24 protein-coding genes and 1 pseudogene are annotated in these 25,775 nt (G+C 71.8%); 14 read left to right on the plus strand and 11 right to left on the minus strand.

Annotated features, from left to right (window positions below; translation table 11 throughout):
* Window positions 1-628: 628 nt before the first annotated feature.
* Entirely contained in the window at window positions 629-1,249 is a 621-nt protein-coding gene (locus ACZ6TB_RS27885; protein ID WP_465558568.1) for a carbonic anhydrase, read from the minus strand.
* A gap of 195 nt (window positions 1,250-1,444) precedes the next feature.
* On the opposite strand from ACZ6TB_RS27885, the gene ACZ6TB_RS27890 reads away from it, so the two are divergent.
* Complete coding sequence (locus ACZ6TB_RS27890; protein WP_465558570.1) at window positions 1,445-2,410, plus strand: alpha/beta fold hydrolase; 966 nt, start codon at window positions 1,445-1,447, stop codon at window positions 2,408-2,410.
* Window positions 2,411-2,417: 7 nt separating this feature from the next.
* Here the strand turns inward: ACZ6TB_RS27890 and ACZ6TB_RS27895 are convergent, their stop codons facing one another.
* Complete coding sequence (locus ACZ6TB_RS27895; RefSeq protein WP_465558572.1) at window positions 2,418-2,864, minus strand: SRPBCC domain-containing protein; 447 nt, start codon at window positions 2,862-2,864, stop codon at window positions 2,418-2,420.
* Window positions 2,857-3,207, minus strand: coding sequence for an ArsR/SmtB family transcription factor (locus ACZ6TB_RS27900; RefSeq protein WP_465558574.1), 351 nt, complete (start codon window positions 3,205-3,207; stop codon window positions 2,857-2,859). The genes ACZ6TB_RS27895 and ACZ6TB_RS27900 overlap by 8 nt, the downstream gene beginning before the upstream one ends.
* Before the next feature lie 97 nt (window positions 3,208-3,304).
* Between ACZ6TB_RS27900 and ACZ6TB_RS27905 the strand changes: the two genes are divergently transcribed.
* The 5 genes from ACZ6TB_RS27905 to surE all read left to right on the plus strand — a co-directional run bounded on the left by ACZ6TB_RS27905 (window position 3,305) and on the right by surE (window position 8,773).
* Window positions 3,305-5,446 (plus strand): HelD family protein, encoded by a 2,142-nt coding sequence (locus ACZ6TB_RS27905; RefSeq protein ID WP_465558575.1) that lies wholly within the window; start codon window positions 3,305-3,307, stop codon window positions 5,444-5,446.
* A 167-nt stretch (window positions 5,447-5,613) separates the two neighbouring features.
* Complete coding sequence (locus ACZ6TB_RS27910) at window positions 5,614-6,528, plus strand: cation diffusion facilitator family transporter (RefSeq protein WP_465558577.1); 915 nt, start codon at window positions 5,614-5,616, stop codon at window positions 6,526-6,528.
* Window positions 6,529-6,639: 111 nt separating this feature from the next.
* The gene (locus ACZ6TB_RS27915) at window positions 6,640-6,951 is read left to right on the plus strand and encodes a hypothetical protein (RefSeq protein WP_465558578.1); all 312 of its coding nucleotides are present in this window, start codon (window positions 6,640-6,642) and stop codon (window positions 6,949-6,951) included.
* Between the two features lie 53 nt (window positions 6,952-7,004).
* Entirely contained in the window at window positions 7,005-7,937 is a 933-nt protein-coding gene (locus tag ACZ6TB_RS27920; protein ID WP_465558580.1) for a 1-phosphofructokinase family hexose kinase, read from the plus strand.
* The gene (gene surE, locus ACZ6TB_RS27925) at window positions 7,934-8,773 is read left to right on the plus strand and encodes a 5'/3'-nucleotidase SurE (protein ID WP_465558582.1); all 840 of its coding nucleotides are present in this window, start codon (window positions 7,934-7,936) and stop codon (window positions 8,771-8,773) included. The genes ACZ6TB_RS27920 and surE overlap by 4 nt, the downstream gene beginning before the upstream one ends.
* A gap of 389 nt (window positions 8,774-9,162) precedes the next feature.
* Here the strand turns inward: surE and ACZ6TB_RS27930 are convergent, their stop codons facing one another.
* Window positions 9,163-9,525, minus strand: a complete 363-nt coding sequence (locus ACZ6TB_RS27930; protein WP_465558584.1) for an STAS domain-containing protein — start codon at window positions 9,523-9,525, stop codon at window positions 9,163-9,165.
* Window positions 9,526-9,844: 319 nt separating this feature from the next.
* Here ACZ6TB_RS27930 and ACZ6TB_RS27935 point away from each other — a divergent pair, with 319 nt between their 5' ends.
* The 4 genes from ACZ6TB_RS27935 to ACZ6TB_RS27950 all read left to right on the plus strand — a co-directional run bounded on the left by ACZ6TB_RS27935 (window position 9,845) and on the right by ACZ6TB_RS27950 (window position 13,559).
* Window positions 9,845-10,273, plus strand: coding sequence for a hypothetical protein (locus ACZ6TB_RS27935; RefSeq protein WP_465558585.1), 429 nt, complete (start codon window positions 9,845-9,847; stop codon window positions 10,271-10,273).
* Between the two features lie 331 nt (window positions 10,274-10,604).
* Complete coding sequence (locus ACZ6TB_RS27940; protein ID WP_465558586.1) at window positions 10,605-11,174, plus strand: YdeI/OmpD-associated family protein; 570 nt, start codon at window positions 10,605-10,607, stop codon at window positions 11,172-11,174.
* A gap of 73 nt (window positions 11,175-11,247) precedes the next feature.
* Entirely contained in the window at window positions 11,248-12,630 is a 1,383-nt protein-coding gene (locus ACZ6TB_RS27945; RefSeq protein ID WP_465558588.1) for a serine/threonine-protein kinase, read from the plus strand.
* 86 nt (window positions 12,631-12,716) lie between these two features.
* Complete coding sequence (locus ACZ6TB_RS27950) at window positions 12,717-13,559, plus strand: MerR family transcriptional regulator (protein WP_465558590.1); 843 nt, start codon at window positions 12,717-12,719, stop codon at window positions 13,557-13,559.
* 37 nt (window positions 13,560-13,596) lie between these two features.
* Here the strand turns inward: ACZ6TB_RS27950 and ACZ6TB_RS27955 are convergent, their stop codons facing one another.
* Window positions 13,597-15,387 carry a bifunctional metallophosphatase/5'-nucleotidase gene (locus ACZ6TB_RS27955; protein WP_465558592.1) on the minus strand — a complete coding sequence of 597 codons (1,791 nt, stop codon included), beginning with the start codon at window positions 15,385-15,387 and terminating at the stop codon, window positions 13,597-13,599.
* 92 nt (window positions 15,388-15,479) lie between these two features.
* Window positions 15,480-17,123, minus strand: coding sequence for an arginine--tRNA ligase (argS, locus tag ACZ6TB_RS27960; RefSeq protein ID WP_465558593.1), 1,644 nt, complete (start codon window positions 17,121-17,123; stop codon window positions 15,480-15,482).
* 172 nt (window positions 17,124-17,295) lie between these two features.
* Between argS and ACZ6TB_RS27965 the strand changes: the two genes are divergently transcribed.
* Window positions 17,296-17,751: a protein-tyrosine phosphatase family protein gene (locus ACZ6TB_RS27965; RefSeq protein ID WP_465558595.1), complete on the plus strand. Its 456-nt coding sequence runs from the start codon at window positions 17,296-17,298 to the stop codon at window positions 17,749-17,751.
* Between the two features lie 51 nt (window positions 17,752-17,802).
* A complete protein-coding gene (locus tag ACZ6TB_RS27970; protein WP_465558597.1) occupies window positions 17,803-18,300 on the plus strand; it encodes an SRPBCC family protein in 498 nt (165 codons plus the stop codon).
* On the opposite strand, the gene ACZ6TB_RS27975 is transcribed toward ACZ6TB_RS27970, so the two are convergent.
* From ACZ6TB_RS27975 to ACZ6TB_RS27990, 4 genes are read right to left on the minus strand one after another with little or no spacing between them, the layout of a single operon-like run.
* Entirely contained in the window at window positions 18,297-19,106 is an 810-nt protein-coding gene (locus tag ACZ6TB_RS27975) for a class I SAM-dependent methyltransferase (protein ID WP_465558599.1), read from the minus strand. The two genes, ACZ6TB_RS27970 and ACZ6TB_RS27975, sit on opposite strands and share 4 nt — an antisense overlap.
* Window positions 19,107-19,154: 48 nt before the next feature.
* Window positions 19,155-21,719, minus strand: coding sequence for a helix-turn-helix transcriptional regulator (locus ACZ6TB_RS27980; protein WP_465558601.1), 2,565 nt, complete (start codon window positions 21,717-21,719; stop codon window positions 19,155-19,157).
* Window positions 21,720-21,739: 20 nt separating this feature from the next.
* Complete coding sequence (locus tag ACZ6TB_RS27985) at window positions 21,740-23,419, minus strand: glycoside hydrolase family 3 protein (protein ID WP_465558603.1); 1,680 nt, start codon at window positions 23,417-23,419, stop codon at window positions 21,740-21,742.
* Window positions 23,416-23,985, minus strand: coding sequence for a flavoprotein (locus ACZ6TB_RS27990; protein ID WP_465558605.1), 570 nt, complete (start codon window positions 23,983-23,985; stop codon window positions 23,416-23,418). Before ACZ6TB_RS27990 ends, ACZ6TB_RS27985 begins: the two co-directional genes overlap by 4 nt.
* Before the next feature lie 215 nt (window positions 23,986-24,200).
* Between ACZ6TB_RS27990 and ACZ6TB_RS27995 the strand changes: the two are divergent.
* Window positions 24,201-24,860, plus strand: a pseudogene (locus tag ACZ6TB_RS27995) (Type 1 glutamine amidotransferase-like domain-containing protein); the annotation flags it as partial.
* Between the two features lie 84 nt (window positions 24,861-24,944).
* Window positions 24,945-25,307 carry an ASCH domain-containing protein gene (locus tag ACZ6TB_RS28000; protein WP_465558646.1) on the plus strand — a complete coding sequence of 121 codons (363 nt, stop codon included), beginning with the start codon at window positions 24,945-24,947 and terminating at the stop codon, window positions 25,305-25,307.
* Here ACZ6TB_RS28000 and ACZ6TB_RS28005 read toward each other — a convergent pair.
* A complete protein-coding gene (locus tag ACZ6TB_RS28005) occupies window positions 25,288-25,578 on the minus strand; it encodes a DUF1905 domain-containing protein (protein WP_465558607.1) in 291 nt (96 codons plus the stop codon). The genes ACZ6TB_RS28000 and ACZ6TB_RS28005 overlap by 20 nt on opposite strands.
* Window positions 25,579-25,775: the final 197 nt, after the last annotated feature.

The following is a 25,775-nucleotide window of genomic DNA, read 5'->3' on the forward strand; positions in this document are numbered from 1 at the left end:
CGCCACGCCACGCTCGGCCCGTTGGCCACGCCACGCCCCGGCCCGCTGGCAGCGCCACGCTCCCGTCGCCATGCCACGCTCGGCCCGTTGGCCACGCCACACCCCGGCCCGCTGGCAGCGCCACGCTCCCGTCGCCACGCCACGCATGGCCGTTGGCCACGCCTGCGGGGCAGCCCGGACACAGCGCACGCCTGAAGGCGGCTTCCTACGCCCGCCCCGCCCCTGATTTGGGTGGGCCGAACCCTACGGTTTGGTTACGACACTTTTCGCTAGCTATCCACAGGCGGCCCTGCCATGAGCGCGCGACCGCAACCACAACCACCGCCCGCAGCCCACCCGCTCTCGGTCGCGCGCGGCCCGCAGCCACACCCGCCGGGCGCAGCCTCGTCCGCCGCCCACCGCCGACCGCGCCAGCCCGCCCCGAACTGGGTGGGGCACACCGTACGGCCCACCTACGACATTTCTCGCCGGCTATCCACACCCCGACCGAGCCACACGCGACTGAGCCACACCGCGACTGAGCGACCCCGCGACTGCGCCACCCCAATTGAGCCAGACCACGACTGAGCCACCCCGATTGAGCCAGACCGCGACTGAGCCACACAGGCGCACGAAGATCTTCCAAGATCTACGGCAACAGGTCGACCCACCCGGTGTCCAGGTCGTAGACGGCCCCCACAACATCAACCCGCCCCGCCGCCACCGCGTCTGCAACACCCTCGATGCCGCGCATCACCGAGACCGTGCGGGCCACGTGCGCCCTCATCGCCAGCTCCGCCACCTCGGGGTTCTCCAAACCCACGGCCTCAACCGCGGGCGCGATCTCGTCCACCAGATACCCGATGTCACCGCCCGGTCGGTCGCCGGACGAAAGCGAGTCGATCGTGGCCTGGACGGCCCCGCAGCGTTTGTGGCCCAGGACCATGATTAAGGGCACGCCGAGCTTGGCCACGGCGAAGCCCACCGAGCCCAGCACCGCGCGGTCGACCACGTGCGCGCCGGAGCGGACCACGCAGATCGAGCCGAAGGTCTGGTCGAAGATGGCCTCGAGCGGCACCCGGGAGTCGATGCAACCGATGACCACGGCGTGCGGCTGCTGCCCGCCCGAGGCCGCGGCGGCCGCCGAGACCTGGTGGCCGTGCTCGGGGCGCGAGCTGACGAAGCGCTTGTTGCCCGCGACCAACTCGGCCAGGGCGTCGGCGGCGTTGGTGATCGGCGGGGACGGCGGTGCCGACGGCGAGGTGGTCATGAGGGAAATTCTCGCCGAGTTCGGGCAAGTCGACAGCGAGTGCGAGGCAAGTCACGGAATGCCGTTGGACACGCGGCTAGCGGCAGGTAGGGCAAACGGCCAGAAATACCCCAGGACCAGTGGCACTGGCGGCGAATGCGGGTGATGATTACTACCCGTGGGTACAACGGGGCCGTGCGACTCGCGGAGGTGCCCATGTCTGAACGCTCGGTGTTGCGGCTCCCCGACGATGTCGCGCTCAGTGTCGAGGCCTGGGGTCCGGCCGATGCGAAGGTCACCGTCGTCCTCCTGCACGGCTGGTGCCTGAACCGGCGCACCTGGCAGCACCAGGTCACGGCCCTCCAACGACTGGGCGACGCTCCCCGGGTCATCGCGTTCGACGCTCGCGGCCACGGCCGCTCGGGATCGACTCGGCTGGGCTCGGCGACGCTCGGCCAGCTGGGCGACGATCTTTCCGAGATTCTGCGACGGTACGCGCCGGAAGGCCCCGTCGTGCTGGCCGGTCACTCCATGGGCGGCATGACGATCATGGAGTACGCCCACGGCCATCCCGAGGAGTTCGCCGAGCGCGTCGCCGGCCTGTTGTTCGTCTCGACCTCGGCCGAGGGCACCGCGCACACCCGTTACGGCCTCCCGCCCCGGCTCGCCACCCTGATGCGGGCGGGCGAGACGCTCGGGGCCGGCCTGCTGGCCCGCTCCGGCGCCTGGCGGCCGCACCGCGCCTTCCTCCCCGCGCTGCGGCCGGCCCTGCGCTGGCTGCTGTTCGGCGACGACTACGAGGACGCCGCGCTCCAGATGACGATGAAGAGCGTGGGCCGCACGACGCTGCGCTCGATCGGCGGCTTCCGCACCTCGATCGGCGAGCAGCAGCGGCTCGAGACGCTCGCCCGGCTCGGCGACGTCCCGGCCGCCGTGCTGGTCGGCGACCGTGACCGCCTGACCCCGCCCCCGTGCGCCGAGGGCATCGCCGAGGCCCTGCCCGGCACCGAGCTGACCGTCTTCCCCGGCGCCGGACACATGCTGATCCTCGAGCGGCACGCCGAGGTCTCGTCGATCCTCACCGCGATCGTCGAGCGCGCCGGCTCGAGCACCCCCGGCGAGCGCCAACGCCGAGCCAAGCGAGCCCGCAAGGCCACCCGCATCGACGACAAGGCCGCCTGACCAAAACTTAGAGCGACTTCTCGAGCGCGTCCATCAGGTCCTCGGTGCCCTGCTTGCGCTGGGCCGAGTTGTCCAGGCCGTCGAGGTAGACGCCCTGCTCGGTGAGCGCGAAGTCGGTACCCCCGCCCGCGCCCGGCCGGATCTCGATCGTGGCCACCGAGACCGAGATGCGGCGGCCGTTCATGGTCATTTCGTACGTGTAGACGATCCGCTCGTCGGGGACGACGTCGGTGTAGGTCGCGGTGTAGCCGTACCGGTTGTCGGCGAAGACGGACTCCATCCGCTCGCGGCCGCCCTCCCGGAAGTCGAACTCCTCGTGCCTGGTCGTCGACGGCTCGCCGAACCACTTGGCCTTGGCCTGCGGGTCGGCGAACGCCGCGAACACCCGCCCGGGCGCCGCGTCGAAGTGGCGGTCGATACGGAACGTGTCGTGCAGGGCGGAACGCTCAGTCATCAGTTTCTCCGTTCAGAAATTCGCCGAGACGATCGAGGTTGCTCTTCCATCCGGACCGCCGGTCGGCGATCCACTGCTCGGCGGCCTGCAACGCGGCCGGCTGGAGGCGGCAGGTGCGGACCCGGCCGACCTTCTCCGAGCTCACCAGGCCGCTCTCCTCCAGCACGCGCAGGTGCTGCAGGACGGCCGGCAACGTCATGGTCAGCGGCTCGGCCAGCTGCTTGACCGTGGCCGGGCCGCGGGCGAGCCGGTCGACCATGGTGCGCCGGCTGCCGTCGGCCAGGGCCGCGTACATCAGATCCAGCGAAGCGTCGCGAGAAGCGTCGAGCGGATGGTTAAGCACCTGCTTAAGTATCCGCATCGGCACCCGGCTGTCAAGAACCCCGTCGATAGGAGTAAGTTCGATTGCCCCCTTTTTCAAGCAGGGAGAAGCACAAGCCTTGAGCGACCCCACCGTCCTTCAGCAAGAGATCGCGGCCGAGCAACAGCACGTGGACCGGGTCTACACCCGCCTCGCCGAGCTGCGCCGCGACGCCTCGCGGGCCGAGAAGGAGGGTTACCGCCTGGCCGGCGTCGGCACGTACGGCGCGCTCGTCGAGCGGGACGCGATGGTCTTCCACGCGGCCCGGCGCCGCCACGCCCTCGACACCGAGTACGAGGGCCTGGTCTTCGGCCGCCTCGACCTCAAGACCGGCGCGACCCACTACGTCGGCCGGATGGGCATCCGCGACGAGAGCTCGCAGCCGCTGGTCGTCGACTGGCGGGCGCCCGCGGCCGCGGCCTTCTACCGGGCCACCCCGGCCGAGCCGCTCGGCGTCGTGCGCCGGCGCATGATCCAGTCGAGCCGGGAGAAGGTCACCGGCATCGAGGACGACCTGCTCGACCCGGACGCGGCGCCCGAGGGCATGCGCGTGGTCGGCGACGGCGCGCTGCTGGCCAGCCTGTCCAAGGCGACCGGCCGCGGCATGCGGGACATCGTCGCCACCATCCAGCGCGAGCAGGACGAGGCGATCCGCTCCCCCGCCTCGGGCGTGACGATCGTGACCGGCGGCCCGGGCACCGGCAAGACCGCCGTGGCGCTGCACCGGGCGGCGTACCTGCTCTACGCCGATCGCAGCCGGTTCGCCGGCGGCGGCATCCTGGTGGTCGGCCCGTCCGGCGTCTTCGTGGAGTACATCGCGACCGTCCTCCCCTCGCTCGGCGAGGACACGGCGACCCTGCGCTCGCTCGGCTCGCTGGTGCCGAGCTACGACGCGACGCGGGTCGACCCCGGCCCGGTCGCCGCGATCAAGGGCTCGCTGCGCATCCGGCGGGTGCTCGAGCGGGCCTCGCACGACGCGGTTCCGGGCGGCCCGGGCGAGCTGCGCCTGCTCTACCGGGGCACGCTGCTGCGACTGGACGCCCGTGACCTCGACGAGATCCGGCGCAAGGCGCTGCCCCGGGGTGCCCGGCGCAACGAGGTCCGCGGCCACGGCTTCGACCGGCTCTTCGACGCGCTCTGGTCGCAGGCCCGGCAACTCAAGATCGTCGGGTTGCCGGAGAAGGCCGACTTCGAGGCCGAGCTGGCCGACCGGGGCGACTTCCGGGAGTTCCTCCGGGCCTGGTGGCCCCGCTTCACCCCGCTGCGGGTGCTGGGCTGGCTGGCCGATCCGGGCCGGCTGCGCAAGTACGCGAACGGCCTGCTCTCCCGCGAGGAGATCGCGACCCTGCAGGGCTCGTTCGACGCCCTGGCCGAGCGCGGGCCGACGATCGCCGACGTGGCGCTGCTCGACGAGCTCGACGAGCTGATGGGCCGGCCGCGGCAGGCACAGAAGAAGACCAGGAACCCGTTCCACGTACGCGATGGGATCCAGGAAGTCAGCACCTATGCCGACCGCCAGGCGGCCGCCCGAGCCCAGCAGGTCCAGCGGGACGAGGACTACCGGGACTACGCCCACGTCGTCGTCGACGAGTCGCAGGACGTGTCCCCGATGCAGTGGCGCATGATCGGCCGCCGCGGGCAGTACGCGTCCTGGACGATCGTGGGCGACCCGGCGCAGACGGCGTGGGCCGGCGACCCGGAGGAGCTCGACCGGTCCCGCGACCGCGCGCTGGGCTCGCGCAAGCGCAACAGCTACGCGCTGACCACCAACTACCGAAACTCGTCGGAGATCTTCGAGGTGGCCGCCCGGGTGATCCGGACCCTTCTGCCGGACCTGCCGCTGCCGCGGGCCGTGCGCAGCACCGGCGTCGACCCGGTCGACGTGGTCACCGACCGGGCCGGGCTGCCCGGCCTGGTGCGCGAGCTGGCCGAGAAGCAGCTCACCGACGTCGACGGGACGATCGGCGTGATCACGCCGGTGCCGCGGCGGGACGAGATGGCCGGGTGGGTGGCCGGGCTGCCGGAACGGGTCCAGGTGGTCACGGCGCTGGAGGCCAAGGGCATGGAGTACGACGCGGTCGTGCTCGTGGAGCCGGCGGCTCTCACCCGGGACGCCGCCGGCATCCGCACGCTCTACGTCGCCCTGTCCCGGGCCACCCAGCGCCTGACCACGGTGGGAACGACCGCGGACTGGGTGCCCGCTATGGGATCTTCACGCTGACCACGTCGTACGGCGTGGTCGGTGTGGGAGGTCTGGTGTGAAGCGCGCGTTGGGCAGATAGAGCCGTTTGCCGCTCGCTGATGGCGATGCCGCCCGGTTCGGCTTGCACACATAGCGATGTACGCATACATTGGCCAAGGCGGGCCGCGCCGACGGAGGGTTGACGCATGGGAGCCGGGCACGACCACGGGAAGCAGGCGATGCGCGCCGGCGAGAAGCACCGTGCCCGCCTGTGGTGGGCGGGTGGCCTGCTCGCCGCGTTCATGCTGGTCGAGGCCGTGGCGGCGATCGCCACCGGCTCGCTCGCGCTGCTGTCCGACGCCGGCCACATGTTCACCGACGTGCTCGGCATCGCGATGGCGCTCGCCGCGATCACCGCGGCCGGCCGGGCCGCCACCGACTCGCACCGCACCTTCGGTCTCTATCGCCTCGAGGTGCTCGCGGCGCTGGCCAATGCCGCGCTGCTGACCGCGGTGGCGATCTTCGTGCTGGTGCAGGCGGCACGCCGGTTCACCGACCCGCCGGACGTCCCGGCCGGCTCGATGCTGGTCGTCGCCGCCGGCGGCCTGGTGATCAACCTGATCGCCTTCGGGCTGCTGCGCGCGGGCGCCAAGGAGAGCATCAACGTCCGCGGCGCGTACCTCGAGGTGGTCGGCGACCTGCTCGGCTCGGTCGGCGTGATCCTGGCCGCCGTGATCATCGCGACCACCGGCTGGCAGTACGCGGACCCGATCGTCGCCGTGATCGTGGCGCTCATGATCCTGCCCCGCACGTTCGCGCTGGGCCGCGAGGCGGTGCGCATCCTCGTGCAGGCCGCGCCCGAGCACCTCGACATCACCGCGGTCCGGGCCCGGCTGGCCGCCGTGCCGGGCGTCTGCGACGTCCACGACCTGCACGTCTGGACGCTGACCTCGGGCATGGACGTCGCCTCGGCCCACCTGAGCCTCGAGCCCCGGGCCGAGCTCGCCGCGGTGCTGAGCACGGCCCGCGAGGCGCTGCACGACGAGTTCGACATCGACCACGCCACGCTCCAGGTCGAGCCGGTCGGCGCGAGCGGCGGGTGCGCGCCCGCCGGCTGGTGATCAGGTATGGCGATCATCACAGATCACGAGCATCCTGATTCCCACTCCGGCCACCGGCACGGGGCGGCGTCTCTACGCTAGGTGGCTATGTCATCACGAGGGGACACCGTCATGGCGCAGACCGTCATCCATCAGCCGAGGATCGCCTGGGACGGCGCCCGCGCGTTCGTCCGGGCCGCCGGCAGCCAGCAGTCCGACCGGTTCGCGGCCAAGGTGCTCAGCCGGCTCGGCAGCGAGGTCTACGGCCAGTTCGCCGATACGCGTCAGCGCCTGCTCACCGCCCTGGTCGAGACCGGTGGCGACCGCTATGCCGGCGACGTCGAGGCCGGCAAATGGCGGGCGCGGCTGGAGGAGCTGCTGCAGACGCGACCCGATCTGACCGACGCGGTACGGGAGCTGACCAGCGAGGCGTTCGAGCTCTGAGGTTTTATCGCTTTTGCGGGACTCGCCGTCCATAAAAGTGGACAATGTCGGATATGAGCGACGCTCGGGTCATGGTCTTCGCGCCTGCACCTCAACTCACCGTGACTATCGAACAGCAACACGAGCTGCCGGAGCTGCACGTCCATCCGGGCGGGCAGGGCATCTGGCAGACCCGCATGATCACCTCCCTGGGTGCCGAGGTGATTCTCTGCGCGGCCGTCGGCGGCGAGGTCGGCCGCGTCCTGAAGCCGCTGCTGGACTTCAAAGGCGTCACCTTGCGTACGGTGCCACGCGAGAGCGGCAGCGGCTGGTACGTACATGATCGCCGGGACGGCCAGCGCCGGTCGCTGGCCGAGATCGCCGGCTCGCCCTTCACCCGGCACGAGCTGGACGAGCTTTACAACCTGGCGCTGGCCGAGGGGCTGCGGGCCGGGATCGCGATCCTCAGCGGCCCGGCGCACCCCTCGGTGATCCGGCCCGAGGTCTACGGCCGTCTCGCCGCCGACCTGCGGGCCAACGGCTGCAAGGTGATCGCCGATCTGTGCGGCGACCACCTCAAGGCGGTGCTGTCGGCCGGCCTCAACGTGGTCAAGGTCAGTCACGAGGAGCTGATCGCCGACGGGCTCTCCCCCGACGACTCCGAGAAGCACCTCACCGAGGCGCTGCTGAAGCTGCACGACGACGGCGCCGAGGCGGCGCTGGTCTCGCGGGCCGACGCGGGCGCGCTCGCGCTGATCAACGAGGAGATCTACCGGGTCGGCACACCCAAGCTGACCCTCACCGACGGCCGCGGCGCCGGCGACTCGATGACCGCGGGCGTGGCCGCGGTGCTCGCCCGCGGCGGCGAGATGAGCGAGGCGGTCCGCACCGGGGCGGCCGCCGGCGCGCTGAACGTCACCCGGCACGGCCTCGGCACGGGACATCTGGACGCCGTCCAGGTCCTCACCGAGCGGATCAAGCTCACCCCGATCAAGAAGGCACGATGACACGAATCCTGGTCACCAACGACGACGGCATCGAAGCTCCCGGCCTGCGCTACCTGGCACGGGCGGCCGCACGCGAGGGACACGACGTGGTGGTGGCCGCGCCGGTCACCGAGTCGAGCGGCAGCAGCGCCGCGATGACCGCGATCGAGGAACACGGCAAGATCATCCTGCACAAGCGCGAGCTGCCGGGGAACAAGCACATTCCGGCGTACGCGGTGGCGGCCTCCCCCGCGTACATCGTGCTGCTCGCCCTGCGGGAAGCCTTCGGCGAGGTCCCCGACATGATCCTGTCCGGCATCAACCGGGGCGCCAACGCCGGCTCCGCGGTGGTGCATTCGGGCACCGTGGGCGCGACGTTCACCGGCTCGTACGCGGGCCTGCACGGCCTCGCCGTCTCGCTGGACGTGCTCTCCCCGCGGGTGGCATCGTCACGCAGCGGCGGCGCCGCGATGGACGTGATCAGCGAGGCCGACGACGAGAAGCGGCACTGGAGCAGCGCCGCCGAGCTGGCGGTGCGCCTGATTCCGACGCTCCTGCACACGGCGCCCGGCACGGTCTTCAACCTGAACGTGCCCGACCTGCACCTGGACGGCATCCGAGGCCTGCGCCGGGCGGCGCTCGCCCAGTTCGGCCAGGTGCAGATGAGCATCGCCGAGGCCGGCGAGGGCTTCGTGCGGACGGCCGTGCAGGCCGCCGACGAGCTGCTGGAGCCGCAGACCGACCTGGCCGCGCTGGCCGAGCATTTCGCGGTGGTCACGCCGCTGCGCGCGCCGGTGGAGGCCTCGGACGTCCGCTTCAACCTCGAAACGGTGGCGGTCCACTCCCCCGCCATCTAGCCACCTCGCGGGCGCTGGACCTGGCGTCGTGGGTCGCTTGCGCAGGGAGCGAACGCGGGCGGCCCGTCCACGCGCCAAGCAATGCGGTGCCCGCGCAAGCCCCAAGGGGCGGTTGCCTGAGGTATGAGGCCGCCGCAAGCCCCGATTGGCGGGTTGCCTGAAGATGAGGCCGCCGCAAGGCCCAACCGACCGGTCGCCTGAAAATGAGGCCGCCGCAAGGCCCAACCGACCGGTCGCCTGAAGATGAGGCCGCCGCAGGGCCCAACCGGCGGGTCGTCTGAGGGGCGGAGCCGCGCTGGCCTCAAGCGGCGCAGCGCCCAAGAGCGTGGCCCGCCAAGTGGTAGGCCGCTCGGCGGGCGGGCGAGCGGCAGGCGGCGCGGCACCACGGCTCAGGCGAAGGCGGCCGGCTCCTCGCTCTCGGCGACGTCGACGTGGGGCGTCGGGTTGCCGAAGAGGCCGAGCAACCCGGTCACCCACAGCTGGCGGTGGGCGAAGCGGCTCGGCCGGGTGACGACCAGCTTGACCTCGCTCACGGCGGCGAGCTGGAAGGCGGCGACGAGGGCGCTGATGCCTACGGAGTCGATGAAGGTCACGTTGTGCATGTTGAGCTCGATGCGGGTGGGGTGCCCATCGGCGAGCTGACTCGCCACGGCCTCCCGGATCTCGTAAGCGTTCTCCACGTCGATCTCGCCGCTGGGCGAGACCTCCACCACTCCGTCGGCAAGCGTCGACGTCATTATCGACAGCGTCACGCCAATCCCTCCACCCGCCCGGAATCTCCGAGCGTTCAGCTCCTCTGTGCGCAGGCCGCGACGCAGCGTAGTGCAACGCCGCGTAGCGCCGTACGCCGGGGGCAGAGCAAACTACCCCCAAAAGGTTCGGTGAAACTGACCGAAACGTTAGGCCCCGAACCTGTTAGCCACCTGAGTGGCCCGTGTGAACCGCGTCAAGACTACCGGGGGACGTCCAGTCGTTTCCGAAACGTGATGGCGTCCACAGCGGACACGTTTGCCGCATGGCGCATATGGGCAGGTGACCGAGGTACGTCGACCGCGTGAGGGGACATCGAGCATGAGCAGAACAGCCGAACGAACGGCCGATCAGGCCTGGGACTACCTGACGTCGGCGTGGTCGACGGCGGGCGACACCGCGTCGAAGGCGGCCTCGAAGGCCGGCGACAAGGCTTCGAAAGCGGCCTCCAAGGCCAGCGACAAGGCTTCGAAGGCCGGCGACAAGGCCTCCAAGGCGGCCTCGAAGGCCGGCGACCGTGGGCAAGATCTCGCCGACGAGGCGTGGCGCCGGGCCAACGCGGCCGCCGACGCGTTGGCCGGCCGCAGTCCGGGCCGCCCGTGGGGGCTGATCGCCCTGGTCGGGCTGGCCGGAGTGGCGGTCGGCTGGGCCGCATCGGCCTACGCCCGGCGCGCGCTGGCACAGCAGGCCGCCGAGGAGGAGCGCGAGCTCGCCGAGACGGCCGTGATCGTCCAGGGCCGCGAGATCTGAGCGCGCAGCCGCGACCGATCCGCGCGGCGCGCGTAGCGGTGAGCAGAGCTACGCGTAGCGGTAAGCAGAGCCGCGCGTAGCGGTAAGCAGAGCTGCGCGTAACGGTGAGCAGAGCTGCGCGTAGCGGTAAGCAGAGCTACGCGTAGCGGCAGGCAGAGCTGCGCGTAGCGGTGAGCAGAGCTGCGCGTAGCGGTAAGCAGAGCTACGCGTAGCGGCAGGCAGAGCTGCGCGTAGCGGTAAGCAGAGCTGCGCGTAGCGGTGACCAAGACCGGGCGTAGAACCGGCCGCCGGGCGGAACCCTTTGCCGCCCGGCGGCACCTACGCTGACGGCGTGGATGCGCTCTTCTTCGATACGGCCGACGACCTGCGCGACTGGTTCGAGGCGAATCATGCCGCCGCGCCCGAATTGTTCGTCGGGTACTGGAAGAAGGGGACCGGCCGCGTCGGCGTCTCCCACCCCCAGGCGATCGAGCAGGCGCTCTGTTACGGCTGGATCGACAGCATCGCCCGGCGGATCGACGAGCAGCGGTACCAGGTGCGGTTCACGCCGCGGCGGCGTGGGAGCGTCTGGAGCGAGGTCAATGTGGCGAAGATCGCCGAGCTGACCGAGCGCGGGATGATGCGGGCGGCGGGGGTGCGGGCGTTCGAGGAGCGCAAGATCGACCAAGCGCCGGCGTACGCGCATGAACAGGACGGGAAGCTCGACGCCGACCAGATCGCGCGTTTCCGGGCAGACCCGCAGGCATGGGACTGGTTCGAAGCGCAGTCGGCCTCCTACCGCCGGGCGGCCACGCACTGGGTGATCAGCGCGAAACGGGCAGACACCCGCGAACGGCGTTTGGGCCAGCTCATCGCCGACTCGGCGGCGGGCAAAAGGGTGCCACCGCTGGCCCCCCGCTAGCCGACCGGCATCTGTAGAGTTGAGCGACGTTCGCCTGCTGTGGTTCTGCCACCCGAATAGATAAGGTCCGACGGTGCTGTCTGCGGGGATCCTCCTGGGCAACCGGTATCGGTTGGACGAGCGCATCGCAACCGGCGGTATGGGCGAGGTGTGGAAGGGCACCGACGTGGTGCTCGGCCGCGTCATCGCGGTCAAGGTGCTCAAGACCGCCATGCTCAGCGACCCCGAGTTCGCGGCCCGCTTCTACGGCGAGGCCCGCATGATGGCCTCGTTCCGCCACCCCGGCGTCGTCGAGGTCTACGACTACGCCGGCGCCGGTGACGGCGACTCCGACGAGGACCAGGTCGCCTACCTGGTGATGGCCTACGTGGAGGGCGAGCCGCTCTCCGCCCGGGTCCGCCAGGGCCCGATGCCGGTCACCGACACGATGTCGATCGTGGCCCAGGCCGCCGACGCGCTGCACGCCGCGCACGAGGTCGGCGTCGTGCACCGCGACGTGAAGCCGGGCAACCTGATCGTGAAGCCGAACGGCACGGTCGTGCTGGTCGACTTCGGCGTCGCCCGGTCGAACGCGGTGACCAGCGTCACGCAGCTCAACGCGATCGTCGGCACCGCGCTCTACATGGCCCCCGAGCAGGTGGCCAAGGGCAAGGTCACGGCGGCCACCGACATCTACGCGCTCGGCGCCGTGGCGTACCACTGCATCGCCGGCGTGCCCCCGTTCGACGGTGACAACGCGCTGCAGGTGGCCCTGCGCCACCTCGAGGACGAGCCCGACCCGCTGCCCGCGCACGTGCCGCCCGCGGTCCGCGAGCTGATCGCCCGGGCGATGGCCAAGCAGCCGGCCGACCGGTTCGCCACGGCGGCCGAGTTCGCCGAGGCCGCGTTCGAGGCGGCCGGCCCGCTCGACTGGAAGCGGATGACCGGCACGGCCCTGGTCGCCCCGCTGAGCCCGCCGGCGCCGACCCGCGCCGTGCCGATGCCGCGCGACATGCCGTTCACCCCGGCGAACCCGCCGACGACCGCGGCTCGGCGGCGGCCGCAGCGCAGCCAGACGGCGCTGCTGGTGGCGATCTGCGCGATGGCGGTGCTGGCCATCGGCCTGACCATGGCGATCATCTTCCGCAGCGACGACGACCCGCAGACGGTGAACAACCCGATCAAGGTGGCGCCGACCGACACGCTGCCGCAGGACAACGACCCGGTGCTGCCGACGGCCAACCCGACCGGGCCGACCAAGCAGCCGAACAAGCAGGCCACGACGCGGCGGACCTCGGCGCCGGCGAGCGCGTCCGGCTCGGCCAGCGTCTCGGCCTCGGCCACCGCGCCGACGACCAAGCCGACGACCAAGCCGACCACGACGCCACCGACGACGCAGCCGACACCGACGACACCCCCCACGACCGCGCCGACGACGGACCCCACCACGACGCCACCGGCCGAGAACGGCGGCTGACAAGAGCCGAGAAGAGCCGGGAAGAGCCGAGAAGAGCCGGGAAGCATTGACTCTGACACTGTGTCAGGCCGGAGGCTACGAGGACCATGTTCAGTATCGGAGACTTCGCCGGCCTGGGCCGGGTGTCGGTGCGGATGCTGCGCCACTACGACGCCATCGGCCTGCTGCCACCCGCCCACGTCGATCAGCACAGCGGCTATCGCTTCTACACGGCGAGCCAGCTCAAGCTGCTCAACCGGGTGACCGCGCTCAAGGACCTCGGCTTCTCACTCTCGGAGGTGCAGAAGCTCATCGACGAGAAGGTGGACGTCGGTGAGCTGCGCGGCATGCTGCGCCTCCGCCGGGCCGAGCTCGAGGCGCAAGCGCGCACGGACCGCCTGCGCCTGGCCCAGGTCGACGCCCGTCTCCGGATGATCGAAATTGAGGGACATATGGACACCGGAGACGTCGTCCTCAAGAACATCCCGCCGATCCGGATCGCGGAGTTGTCCGCCACGGCGACCGGCTACGACCACCCCGACTCCATCACCGAGAATTTGTCCCCGCTCTACCCGCGGCTCGCGGAGCTGATGGCGAAGAGCGGGGTGCCGATGTGCGGGGCGCCGATGGCCTACTACCTGCCGGCGCCGACCGGGCCGGGCGACGAGACGATCAGCGTGCACGCGGCGTTCCCGATCGGCGACGCCGAGGTCGGCGAGAACGCCGGCTTCGACGTGACCGTGCTGCCGGAGATCGAGCAGGCGGCGACGGCGCTGCACGAGGGCTCGATGTCGGAGGCGTTCCGCACCGGGCAGAAGATCGCGAACTGGATCGACGACAACGGCTACCGCACGGTCGAGCCCGACTTCGCGCGCGAGATCTACCTGGACTGCCCGCCCGGCGAGTTCGACAAGTGGGTCACCGAGATGCAGGTCCCGGTCCGGAAGTGAGAGGAACGGGGGCGCGATGCGCCCCCGTTCGACAAACCTAGAACTGCACCGGCACGCCGGCCCGCACGAGCTGCCAGTTCTTCACGTAGAAGTCGGCCGGGTCGATCGCGCCCTTGGCCTGGGCCCAGTCGATGAGCAGCTGGCGAATCTCCTTCTGCTCGTTGTAGACCTGGGTCTTCACGATGCCGGGGAAGTTGCCGCCGCCCGAGCGCCGGTAGTTGTTCACCGCCACCACGAACTGCGCCGCCGGGTCGACGTCGACGCCGGCGATCTGCAGGCGGGTGATCCGCGAGCCGATCGGCTTGCTGATGTCGATGTCGTAGTCGACGCCGGAGAGCACGTCGTAGTTGTAGTCCGGGATCGACGAGTCGCTGATCGTCGCCGGGTTGACCGGCGCGTCCGGCGCCAGCGTCACGAAGAACTTCGCCGAGTACTCCAGGTACGCCTTCACCTCGGCGCCGGTCAGCACGACCGCCTCGAGCGTGTTGTCGTAGATGTAGAGCCCGGCCACGTCCTTGATCTTGACGTCGCCCTGCGGGAACACCGCGGTCCGGCTGAACGGCGCCGCGATCGACAAGACGGGCAAATTCGCATATGCCCCGCCGGCCAGCGCCGCGGTGACCTCGTCGGTCTGCACCTTGTTGATGTAGTCCAGGATCGGGGTGTCCTCGTACCGCGACGTGGCGGCCGAGAGCTCCTCGGTGGACTGGGCGACGACCTGGTTGACGTACGCGACCGTCTTGTCGTGCTGCTTCTTGACCACGGCCAGCACGGCCGGGTCGGCGTCGACCGTGTTGGTGTTCAGCGTGGTCGCCGCCTTGGTGACGATCGACCACTTGCCGTGGGTGCGGACCAGGTCGAAGTCCATCTTGGTGAGCCGCTGCCCCCATTTCGACGGCTCGGACAGCAGCACCTGGGCGCCGGTGGCCGTGTTGGTCACGAACCGCTGCGGGATGTCCAGGTGGGCGTGGCCGAACAGGATCGCGTCGATGCCGGGCACCTGGGCCGCGATCAGCGCCGCCGGGTTCTCGTTCGGCAGCTCGGGACCGTAGCTCGAGGTGCCGCTGTCGCCGCCGTGCGCCGAGATGATCACGATGTCGGCGCCGCAGCGGCGCATCACCGGCACCCACTTGGCCGCGGTGCTCACCATGTCGAGGAACTCGAGCTTGCCCTCGACGTTCGCCCGGTCCCAGATCGCGACGCCGGGGTTGGTGAGGCCCAGGATCCCGACGCGCAACGTGGGCGCGTGCTTCCCGAGCGAAACCTTCTTGATCACGTACGGGGTGAAAGCCGGCTTACCGGTCTTGGCGCTGACCGCGTTGGCGGCCAGGGCCGGGAAGCCGAGCTGCCGGATCCACAGGTTCAGCAGCGGCAGGCCGTAGTTGAACTCGTGGTTGCCGAGCGTCACCGCGTCGTAGTGCAGCACGTTCATCGCGCGGGCCATCGGGTGCTTCTCACCGGTCGTGGTGATCGGCTCCTGCTTGGCGTAGTACGTGGCCAGCGGCGTGCCCTGGATGGTGTCGCCGGCGTCGAGCACCAGCGTCGCCCCGGTCGCCTCCGCGCGCAGCTTGTTGACGAGCGCGGCGAGCTTGGCCACGCCGACGTCGTTGTGCGCGCTGTCGTCGTATTCCGAATCGCGGTAATAGTCCCAGTTGTAGACGTTACCGTGAGTGTCCGAAGTGCCCAGCACGGTGAGGTGGTACGTCTCCGGGGCCGGGGTGTGGCCGCCGTGGGCCTGGGCGGCCGGGGAGGCCACCAGGGGCGCCGCGGTGGCGGCTGCCGAGGCGGCGATAACTGTGCGCCGCGATACACCGGCGGGAGGGGTCATCACGAACCTTTCCGAATCGGGTCACGCGCCTGGTCCAGGCGCGCCTGAACGCACCCTAACCGTCGATGGATGCGGGTTGAAGAACCCACTGGTCACATCTCATCGGGGATGTCGATGCCGAGCAGGGACAGTCCGAGGGCCAGCGTGCGGGCCGTGCGGTCGGCCAGCGTGAGCCGGCTCGCCCTCGTCGCTCCGGCCGACCGCAGCACCGGGCACGTCTCGTAGAAGCCGGAGAACGCCACGGCCAGGTCGTGCAGATAGGACGCGAGCCGGTGCGGCTCCCGGAACTCGGCGGCGGCGGTCACGGCCGGCTCGAAGGCGAGCAGGGCCAGCGCCAGCCGCCGCTCGGCCGGCTCGGCCAGGATCACCGGGCCGAGTTCATATGAGCCCCGCCGGAAGATCGACCGGATCCGGGCGTGCGCGTACTGGAGGTACGGCCCGGTGTCGCCGGTCGTGGCGAGCATCCGGTCCCAGTCGAAGACGTAGTCGGATCGCCGGTCGCCGGCCAGGTCGGCATACTTGATCGCGCCGATCCCGACGGCGGCCGAGGACGCCCGCGCGCCGGCCTCGTCGAGCAGATCGTCGAGCCGCACGTTGTCGCCGGCCCGGGTCCGGAACGGCTTGCCGTCGGCGCCCAGGATCGAGCCGAACTCGATGTGCTCGGCGGTGACCTCCGGCGGCAGCCAGCCCGCGGCCCGGGCGACCGCGAACACCATCCGGAAGTGCGTCCGCTGCGGCGCACCGACCACATAGAGCAGCCGGTCCGCCTTGAGCTCCCGCACCCGGTGCCGGACCGCGGCCAGGTCGGTCGCCGCGTACCCGAATCCGCCGTCGCTCTTGCGGACGATCAGAGGCAAGGGATTCCCGTCCCGGCCGGTGAAGCCCTCGGGGAACACGCACAGCGCGCCCTCGCTCTCGACCAGCAGTCCCTGGGCGGCGAGATCGTCCACGACCGGGCCCAGAAGCTCCTGGTAGAAGCTCTCGCCGACGAAGTCGCTCCGCGTGAGGGTCACCCCGAGGCGGGCGTACGAGTCGAGAAAGTTGCTCTCGGTCTGCGCCATCAGCCGCCGCCACAACGCCCGGGACCGCTCGTCACCGGCTTGCAGCGCCACCACCCGCGACCGCGCCCGGCTCCGGAATTCCTCGTCGGCGTCGAACTTCGCCCGCGCGGCCCGGTAGAAGTCGGTCAGGTCGCCCAGCGAATGCCCGTCGTCCGACGCGAGGCCGAGCTCGACCATGTGCTCGATCAGCATTCCGAACGGGGTGCCCCAGTCGCCGAGGTGGTTGACCCGCACCACATCGTGTCCGAGCCACGCCAGGATCCGGGCCAGCGCGTCGCCGATGATCGTCGACCGCAGGTGCCCGACCTGCATCTGCTTGGCGGCGTTCGGACCGGAGTAGTCGATGACCAACCGCTCGGACTCCGCGACCGCGGGCACGCCGAGCCGGTCGTCGAGGGCGTCGGCGGCCGACGCGAGCACGGCGTCGTCGACGGTGAGGTTGAGGAAGCCGGGGCCGGAGATCTCGGCCGTGGCCAGGCCGGCGAGATCGAGGGCGGCGGCGACCTCGGACGCGATCTGCCGGGGCGGCCGGCCGGCCCGCTTGGCCAGCGCGAGCACGGCCGCGGACTGGAAGTCGGCGTGCTGCGACTGCCGGACCACGGGGTCCACCGGGAACCCGGCCACGGCGGCGAGGGCCGGAGCCAGCCGGTCGGCGAGGAGAGCTTCGAGATTCATGGCAAACCCATCGACGTGTACGCACGGGGGCGGGTCGACCGGTTCGGACACCAAAACCGGCGGGCTCGACCCGCCGGTGGAAGGGCACAACCTCAGCGGCGGTCGTCGGATCGCCGACGTCGCTCGCAGAACGAGAAGCTGTGCATGGCCGCGACTGTAGCAGGATGGTGACGTGGGGAACGAGCAGCTTTGGCGGGCCGGCGAGGCCGGGGTGCTGGCATTGCCGTCGGGCCGGTTGGTGCGCGGCCGCGGCCTGCGCGACCCGATGCCGTCCGGGCACGCGCCGACGTTCGGGGTCTATCTGCTGGGCGGCGAACCACCGGCGTTCGGCTGGGAACAACGATGGGTCCGGTGGCCCGACTTCCGTTTGCCGGCCGATTCCGCGTACCTCCGCGAGGTCCTGCTCGAAGCCCTGCGCCGCAGCGAGGGTGAGCGGGTCGAGTTCGCCTGCGGCGGCGGCCGTGGGCGCACCGGAACCGCGCTGGCCTGCCTCGCCGTGCTGGATGGCGTGCCCGCCGGCGACGCGGTCGGCTACGTGCGCGAGCACTATCACCCGCGCGCGGTGGAGACGCCATGGCAGAAGCGGTTCGTCCGCGGATTCGGCGAGGGAGTGAAACACGGGCACTGATCAGAAGCTGCCATTACGCTGGGACAGCACCGTCGACGCCCTGGGGGACCGATGATCGTCGTGGAGCGCACGTTCGCCGTGACCGCCGCCCCGGCCGTCGTGCTGAGCTATCTCCAGGATTTCGCGAACGCCCAGGACTGGGATCCGTCGGGACTGCGCACCAGCCGTCTCGGCGGCGGCCCGATCGTGCCCGGCAGCCATTGGCGGCACGTGCGCAAGGTGTACGGGGTGACGGCCGAGCTGACCTACACGCTGATCGCCGCCGAGCCCGGCCGCCTCGTCTTCCACGGCCGCAGTGAGGGTGCGACCTGCGTCGACACCGTCGTGGTGCGGGCCGTCCCGGGCGGCAGCGAGGTCACCTACCGGGTCGAGCTCGAGATGCACGGCCTCGCCAAGCTCGCCGCCCCGATCCTGCGCATCGAGCTGGAGAAGCTCGCGTCGGGGGCCGTGGCGGCGGCGAGCGCGGCCCTGGACCCGACGGCGGTGCGACGCCGGCTCGGCGCCGCCACGCCGAACCGGCTCGCCACCCCCCTCGAAGAGACCGGTTAGGCCCGCGTCGCCAGCACCTGCACGTACCCGGACGGGATCTTCGTGGTGCCGTCGGTCGCCACGTTGGCGTCGGCCGCCAGCGCCACCAGGTCGTCGAAGAGCGGCTTGCCGCCGTCCGCGCCGAGCGCCTCGAACGCCTTCAGCGTCGGGCCGTAGACCTGCCGGAAGTGATCGGCGAACGCCTCCGGCGACGGGTAGCGGAACACGAACGTGCGCGGCACGATCCGCAGGCCGGTGACCCGGTCGCCGAACAGCTCGCGGATCCGCGCCTCGCTGCCCCACTCGACCGGGCCGCGGATGCCGGGCGGCGGCGGGACGCGACGCCCGACGGTGCGGAACATCTGGCCGATGAAGCCCTCCGGCGTCCAGTTGGCGAGCGCGATCGTGCCGCCCGGCCGGACCACGCGGGTCAGCTCGGCGGCGGCCTTCTCCTGGTCGGGGGCGAACATGACGCCGACGACCGAGAGCACCGCGTCGAACGAGCCGTCCGCGTACGGCAGGCGCTCGGCGTCGGCGATCTCGAACTCCATCGGCAGGTGCTCGGCCGCGGCGCGCTCGCGGGCCCGGTCGAGCAGGCCCGGCACGTAGTCGCTGGCGACCACCCGGCAGCCGCACCGGGCGGCCGCGATCGCGGCGTTGCCGGAGCCGGCCGCCACGTCGAGCACCCGCGCGCCGGCCGAGAGGTCGGCGGCCTGGACGAGCTCCTCGGCGATCGGGTGGATGGTGGCGGCCACGGCGCTGTAGTCGCCGCTGGCCCACGTCTTCTGCTGCTTGGCCTTGAGGCCGTCGAGTACAAGCTCTGTCATGCCTTCGACGCTAGGAATCCCGGCCGCCGGCCACATGGGGAGAGCTCCCTAAATTAGGCCGCGCCGCCGGGCCGCGGCCGCGGCCTGTCCCCTACTCGGAACGCCGAGCTTGCCCAGCACCGCCGACACGTGATGGTCGACGGTCTTGGTCGAGAGCGTGAGCCGGGCCGCGATCGCGGCGTTGCTCAGCCCCTCGGCCAGCAGCGCCAGCACCTCGCGTTGCCGGCCGGTGAGCCCGGTCGGGTCGGCCGCGGCGGCGGCCCGGGGACCGCGCGGCACCGGCAGCCCCCGCTCGCGCAGCCCGGCCCGCAGCCGCCGGGCCGGCCGGACGGCGCCGAGCCGGTCGTAGATGCGCAGCGCCTCGGCGGTCGCGGCGGCGTCGCCGAGGGACAGGGCTTCGGCCCGCAGGTAGGTGCAGCCGCGCCGGGACCAGGCGTCGGCGGCCGCCCGCCACTCCCCCGCGATCATCAGCCGGAACGGCTCGGCCGTGACCGCGGGCGGCGTCTCGCCGCAGCGGGCCAGCCAGAACGCGAGCTCGCCGAGGAACCACCCGTGCCCGGCCCGCGCCGCCACCTCGGCGCCGTGCCGGGCCTCGGCCGCCGCCGCCTCGACGTCGCCGTCGAGCCAGAGCAGCTCGGCCCGGGCCAGCGCGGCCGGGCCGACGAACTGGATCTCGCCGGTGCGGTAGCCGCGCTCGCGGGATTCGGCCGCGTCCTCGCGGGCGCCCGGCTGGTCCCGGCGCATCCGCAGCACGGCCCGCGCCGCCAGCGCCGGCATCTGCGCGCCGCCCGGCTCGAGCGGGCCGTTCAGCGCCTGGTCGACGGCGTCGGCGGCGGCCGGCCAGTCGCCGCGGGCCAGCTCCATCCGGGCCCGGTGGCCGGCGACGTGCCGGATGTACCCGTTCAGGTCGCGGGCGGTCAGGAACGGCAGCAGCCGGTCGAAGGCGGCGTCCGCGGTGGCGTAGTCGTAGCGGTCGACGGACTGGGTGCCGAGGTTGACCAGGGCGCGGCCGGCGTGGTCGTCCAGGCCGGCGGCGGCCGCCCGGTCGAAGGCCGCGGTCAGGATCGCCGCGCCCGACTCGTCGTCGAGGTGGACCCGGGCCGACCCGATGTTGACCATGGCGTGCAGCTCGGTGTCGAGGTCGCCGAGGCCGCGGGCCAGCTTCAGCGCCCGCTCGCCCCATTCGATCGCCGCCGGCTCGTCGTTGGCCAGCATGAACAGCTGCGACAGGTTGCTGTACGCGGCGGCCAGCTCCGGTCCCGGCGGCGCCGCCTCGAGCACCTCGACGGCCCGCCAGGCGGCCGTGCGGGCGTCGTCGGGCCGCCCGTTCCACCAGCTCAGCCGGGACAGCCAGCGCAGGTCGTCGCCGATCCGGCGCGGGTCGCCGCCCTCGGTCCGCAGGTCCAGCGCCGAGCGCCGGGCCTCGATCGCCTCGATGCCGAGCCCGCCGTGGTAGGCGGCCGACGAGTACTCCTCGAGCAGCTCGGCGCGCTCGCCCGAGGGCCGGCCGGCGGCCAGTGGCAGGGCGGTGGCGTAGTGCGCGGCGGCCTGCCGGTAGGCGCCGAGCTGGGCGGCCCGCCGCGCGGCCACCGGCGCCCACCGCAGCACGGCCGCGGCGTCCCCGGCGTGGTGGGCGTGGTGCACGAGCCGGGCGGGGTCGACCCCGGGGGTGCCGGCCAGGGCCGCCAGGATCTCGGCGTGCAGGGCCTTTCGCCGTACGGGCGAAAGGGCCTCCTCCACCGCCCGGCGCAAGAGCTCGTGCCGGAAGGCGACGCCGTCGCCGCTCGTGGTCAGCACCCCGCGCGCCAGGCACTCCTCCACCGCCTCGGCCCGGCCGGTCAGCAGCTCCGACTCGGTGCGCGCCGGCACCACCGAGACCAGCCGGGCCACGTCGCGGGCCGGCTCGCCGAGCGTGGCCAGCCGGGAAAGGACGAGATCGCGCACGGTCGGCGGAATCCCCTCGGCCTCGGCCGCGAGCACCTCGGTCACCAGCAGCGGGTTGCCGCCGGTCACCCGGAAGACCTCGGGACGGTGGCGCCCGGACCGCTGCGCGAGCTCGTCGACCGCGGCCGGCGACAGCGGCGGGAGGCTCACCCGGCGGGACAGACCGGGCGGGAGTCCGGCGAGGACGGCCCGCAGGCGGTGGTCGGGGCCGATCTCGTCATCGCGGTACGTGAGGAGCAGCAGCGCCCGGCACAGAGCCAAGCGGCGGCCGAGGAACGCCACCATGTCCAGCGTCGCCTCGTCGGCCCAGTGCAGGTCCTCGAGGACGACCACCGGCCGCGCCGACTGCGGCGGCCGGTCCAGCGCCTCGAGCAGCAGGTCGAACACCTCGGCCCGGGGACGCTCCTGCTGGAGGGCGGCGCGCAGCCGGCCGCCGAGCACGCGGGCGATGTCGTGCAGCGGGCCGAGCGCGCGCGGGGTGAGCAGCGGGTCGCAGGCGCCCCACAGCACGTGCGCCCGCGCGCCGGCGGCCTCGGTGAACGCGGTGGCCAGCGTGGACTTGCCCGCGCCGGCCTCGCCGCTGAGCACCGCGACCCGGCCGCCGGCGGACGTCTCCGCGAGCAGCCGGTCGAGCGCCGCGAGCTCGCCCTCGCGTTCCAGCAGATCCATTACCGGCCAGGCTAGGTGCTCTACCTCCCCGCGGGCATCCCACTGCCGTACGGGAACAGGCCCTCGATCGTGACCGGCAGGTGGCCGGGCGCGTCCGCCTCGCCCCGCAGCACCGCCGCCAGCGCGGTCACCGAGACCGGCTGGTAGTCGTAGGCGGCGACGTAGGTGGGCGCGGTCGGGAAGTAGGCGATGTCGTACGGGGCGCCGACCGCGGTGACGACGATCGGCTTGCCGGTCGCGAGCAGGGCCGCGACCAGCCGCTGCTGGGTCACGTCGTTCCAGGCGTTGTACGTGGTGACGACCGTGACGTCGGCCTTGTTCGCGGCCTCGACCGCCTGCGCGATCACGGCGTCACTGGGCGATCCGGTGTAGAACCGGGTGGCGCCGAGCGCGGCCGCGAGGTTGGTCGTGGTGGTCGCGCCCCAGCCGGTGACCAGCACGTTCTGGCCCGGTTGCAGCGGCAGCGTGCCCTTGCGCAGGACCGTGATCGAGCGGGCCGCGGCGTCGGCCATGGTCGCGAGGTGCTCGGGGGTCCCGACCGTGGGCTGCTCCGGCACGTACGGGAAATAGGTCTTGGTCTTGAGAATGCGCCGGACCGACTGGTCGATGCGGTGCTCGGAGATGGTGCCGGCGGCGACGGCGTCGAGCAGGGTCTGGATCGCGACCGGGACGTTGCGCGGCATGAGCAGCTGGTCGACGCCGGCGTTCACCGCGTCGAGGACGATCTGCTGGTCGGTGTAGTCCTCGAGGGCGGCGGCCTCGAGCGCGTCGGTGATGACCACGCCGTCGAAGTGCAGTTGCTTGCGCAGCAGGTCCGTGATGATCGGCTTGGAGAGGCTGGCCGGCCGGCCCGACGGGTCGAGCGCGGGGGCGATGATGTGCGCCGCCATGACGCTGGTGGCGCCCGCCTCGATGGCCGCCTTGAACGGCGGGACGTGCGTCTTCTCGATCTGCGCTCTGGTCTCGTTCGTGATCGCTACGCCGTTGTCGGTGTTGACGGTCGTGTCGCCCAGGCCCGGGAAGTGCTTGGCCTGCGTCCCGATTCTCGCGCTTTTATAGCCTTTTATCGCGCTTCTGGTGAACGCGACGACGTGGCCGGTGCGGTCGGAGAACGCACGGACGCCGTCCGCGCTGTTCTTCGGGTTGGTGTTGACGTCGACCACGGGCGCGTCCACCACGTTGATCCCGAGCGCCTTCAGCTCCTGGCCGCTCGCCCTGGCCACCTTTTCGGCCGTACGCGGGTCGAACGTCGCGCCGAGCGCCATGTTGCCGGGCGAGACCGCCAAGGGCGCGCCGATCCGGTTGACGACGCCGCCCTCCTGGTCGGTGCTGATCTGCAGCGGGATGCCGGTGTCGGCCATGGCCGTCAGCTGGAGGCCGTTGGAGAGCGCGGCGATCTGCGCCGGGCTGTTCAGGTTGTGGCTCCAGGTGAAGTAGATGACGCCGCCCAGGTGGAACTTGGCGACCGCCTCGGCGGCGGTGCTGACGCCGAACGCCTGCTGGTTGGCGGCCGCGTCGGCGGCACTGGGGGTGGTGGCGGTGTCGCCGTAGACGTACGAGACCACCATCTGGCCGACCTTCTCGGCCAGCGTCATCTTGGCGATACGTCGCCCGATCGAGTCCTGCGCGTGCGCGGGGGTGCCGAGTCCCATCATGGCCAGCACCGCCGCCGCGATGAAGGCGGACGCTCTCCGAATCATGCCCTCATCGGAACGCTCGAATCGATCGTTGTCAAACCGAATGCCTCCTCGGCCAGGTCCAGCGCCTTGATCCACGGGAACCGGCGGGGATCGTTCTGCCCGGGCGGCAACGGCTCCCAGCCGTCCTCGGCGCCGAACAGCACGCGTACGCCCTCGTCCCGCAGATCGTCGATCGCCTTTCGGAACGGCCGCCGAGCGGCGAGCGCCGAGTTGACCGCCGGCACCACGACGGTCGGCACGCCCCGCCCGATGACCTCGGCGACCGAGCTGAGCGCATAGGTGTCGGCGATGCCCGCCGCCAGCTTGTTGATCGTGTTGAACGTCGCCGGCGCCACGATGAGCGCATCGGCCGGCGGCGAGATCCGCCGCCCGTCCGGCGCGAACTTGTAGGTGGTCCGCAGCGGTTTCCCGCTGGCCCGAACCACACTCGCGGCATCAAGAAACTCCAGCGCGCTCTTGGTGGCCGTCACATCGACGGCCCAGCCGCGGGCGCACGCTTCGGTAATCAGCTGCACCACGCCGGAGGCCGCGCCGCCCCCGCACACCACGACCCGTAGATCACCCATAGCCTCCGATCCTGCCGGACGACCCGGGATTTATGTTGCCCAGATCACAACAATCTTTGCGGCCACCCGGATGGGCGCGGAGACCTCACCCCACTGTCACGGGCGCCCCGGCGATGGCCGGGCGGGCTGCGGCGCACGATGCCGGCCCGGCGGGCGCTCGCCGAGCCGTATCCGTGGCTGCGGTCCACGCTCGTCCGAGTTGGTAGCGTCGCGCCATGAGGCTGCTTCTCACGTCGGCCGGGGTTCGGAACCCGAGCATTGCGGACGCGCTCGTCGAGCTGCTGGGCAAACCTGTCTCGGAGGCCACCGCGCTCTGCATCCCGACCGGGGACTACGGGAGTCCGTACGGCTCGCCGGGGAATGTTTGGCGCTTTGTCAGTGGGAAGTCGCCGCTGCCGATGGTTGATCTCGGGTGGAAGTCGGTCGGGGTGCTCGAACTGACCGCGCTGCCCAGCATCGAGCGGGAGCGGTGGGTCTCGTGGGTCCGGGCGGCGGACGCCCTGCTCGTGAAGGGCGGCGACGCCCTCTTCCTGGCGCACTGGATGCGCGAGTCGGGGCTGGCCGACCTGCTGCCGTCGCTGCGGGACACGGTCTGGGTGGGGTTCAGCGCCGGGAGCATGGTGCTGACGCCGCGGATCGGGGCGGAGTTCAGGAGCTGGGAGCCGCCGGGCGGCCGGGACGAGGGGCTGGGGGTCGTCGGCTTCTCGATCTTCCCGCACGTCGATCACCCGGATCTGAGCGAGAACACCATGGCGGCGGCGGAGAGCTGGGCGAAGGAAATTCCGGGGCCCGCGTACGCGATCGACGACGCCACCGCGATCAAGGTGGCGGGCGGGACCGTCGAGGTCGTCAGCGAGGGGCACTGGAAGCTGTTCACGCCCACCGTCGCGCAGGTCGAGGGCCTGCCCGTTCTCGAACTCGCCGCGCCGGGGCCGCTGCGGGAGTCGGGGATCGCCGCGATCCTCGGCGGCGCCAAGACGACGATGACCGGGCTGCCCGCGCTCCACGAAGCGGCCGGCGAGCCGATTCCGGCGGCCGGCGACCGGTTCTGCGTCGTCGACTCGGACGGGGCGCCGGCGGCCGTCATCGAGATGACGCGCGTCGAGACCGAGCCGATCGGCGCCGTCACCGACGACTACGCCCATGCCGAGGGCCGCGGCTACCGCGACGCCGCCGCCTGGCGGGCCGCCCACGAGGAGTTCTTCCGCAGCGACTTCGTGGCCGAGTTCCTCGGCGGCGCGCCCGAGATCGACGACGACACCCTGGTGCTCACCCAGCGGTTCGTCCTGGTCGGACGGCCGGCTATCGCACGTCGACGGTGAGGCGCACGGTCACGGTGTCGCCGACGTCGATCGCCTCCGCCCGCCGCACCACCGTCTTGACCGGGACGATGTACTTCCCGTCCTTGGGCCACAGCGAGGTGCTCCAGCCGGTCTGCCCGATCCGCGCCGCGACCGGGATCATCCCCCAGCCGTAGGTGACGAGCGAGGCCGCGGCCGCGATCGCCTGGCACTCGTCGTCGGGCACGGTGACGAAGTGCCACGGCGCGGGTCCCCGCCAGAACCACATCTCGCCGGTGAACTCGAGATCCATGACGACAGGATAGGTACCTCGGCACAGCGGCGCGGACGTCGTCGCGCAGCGCTGTCCCGGGGGGGGGGGGGGGGGGGGGGAGAGGGGGGGGGGGGGGGGGGGGGGGGGGGGGAGGAGAGGGGGGGGGGGGGGGTGGGGTGTTCGGTGCTCCAGGATTGCGTGGGGGGTGGGCCCCCTCGTTTTGGGGGGGGCCGCGC

This window comes from Actinoplanes sp. NPDC051537, from assembly GCF_055586105.1.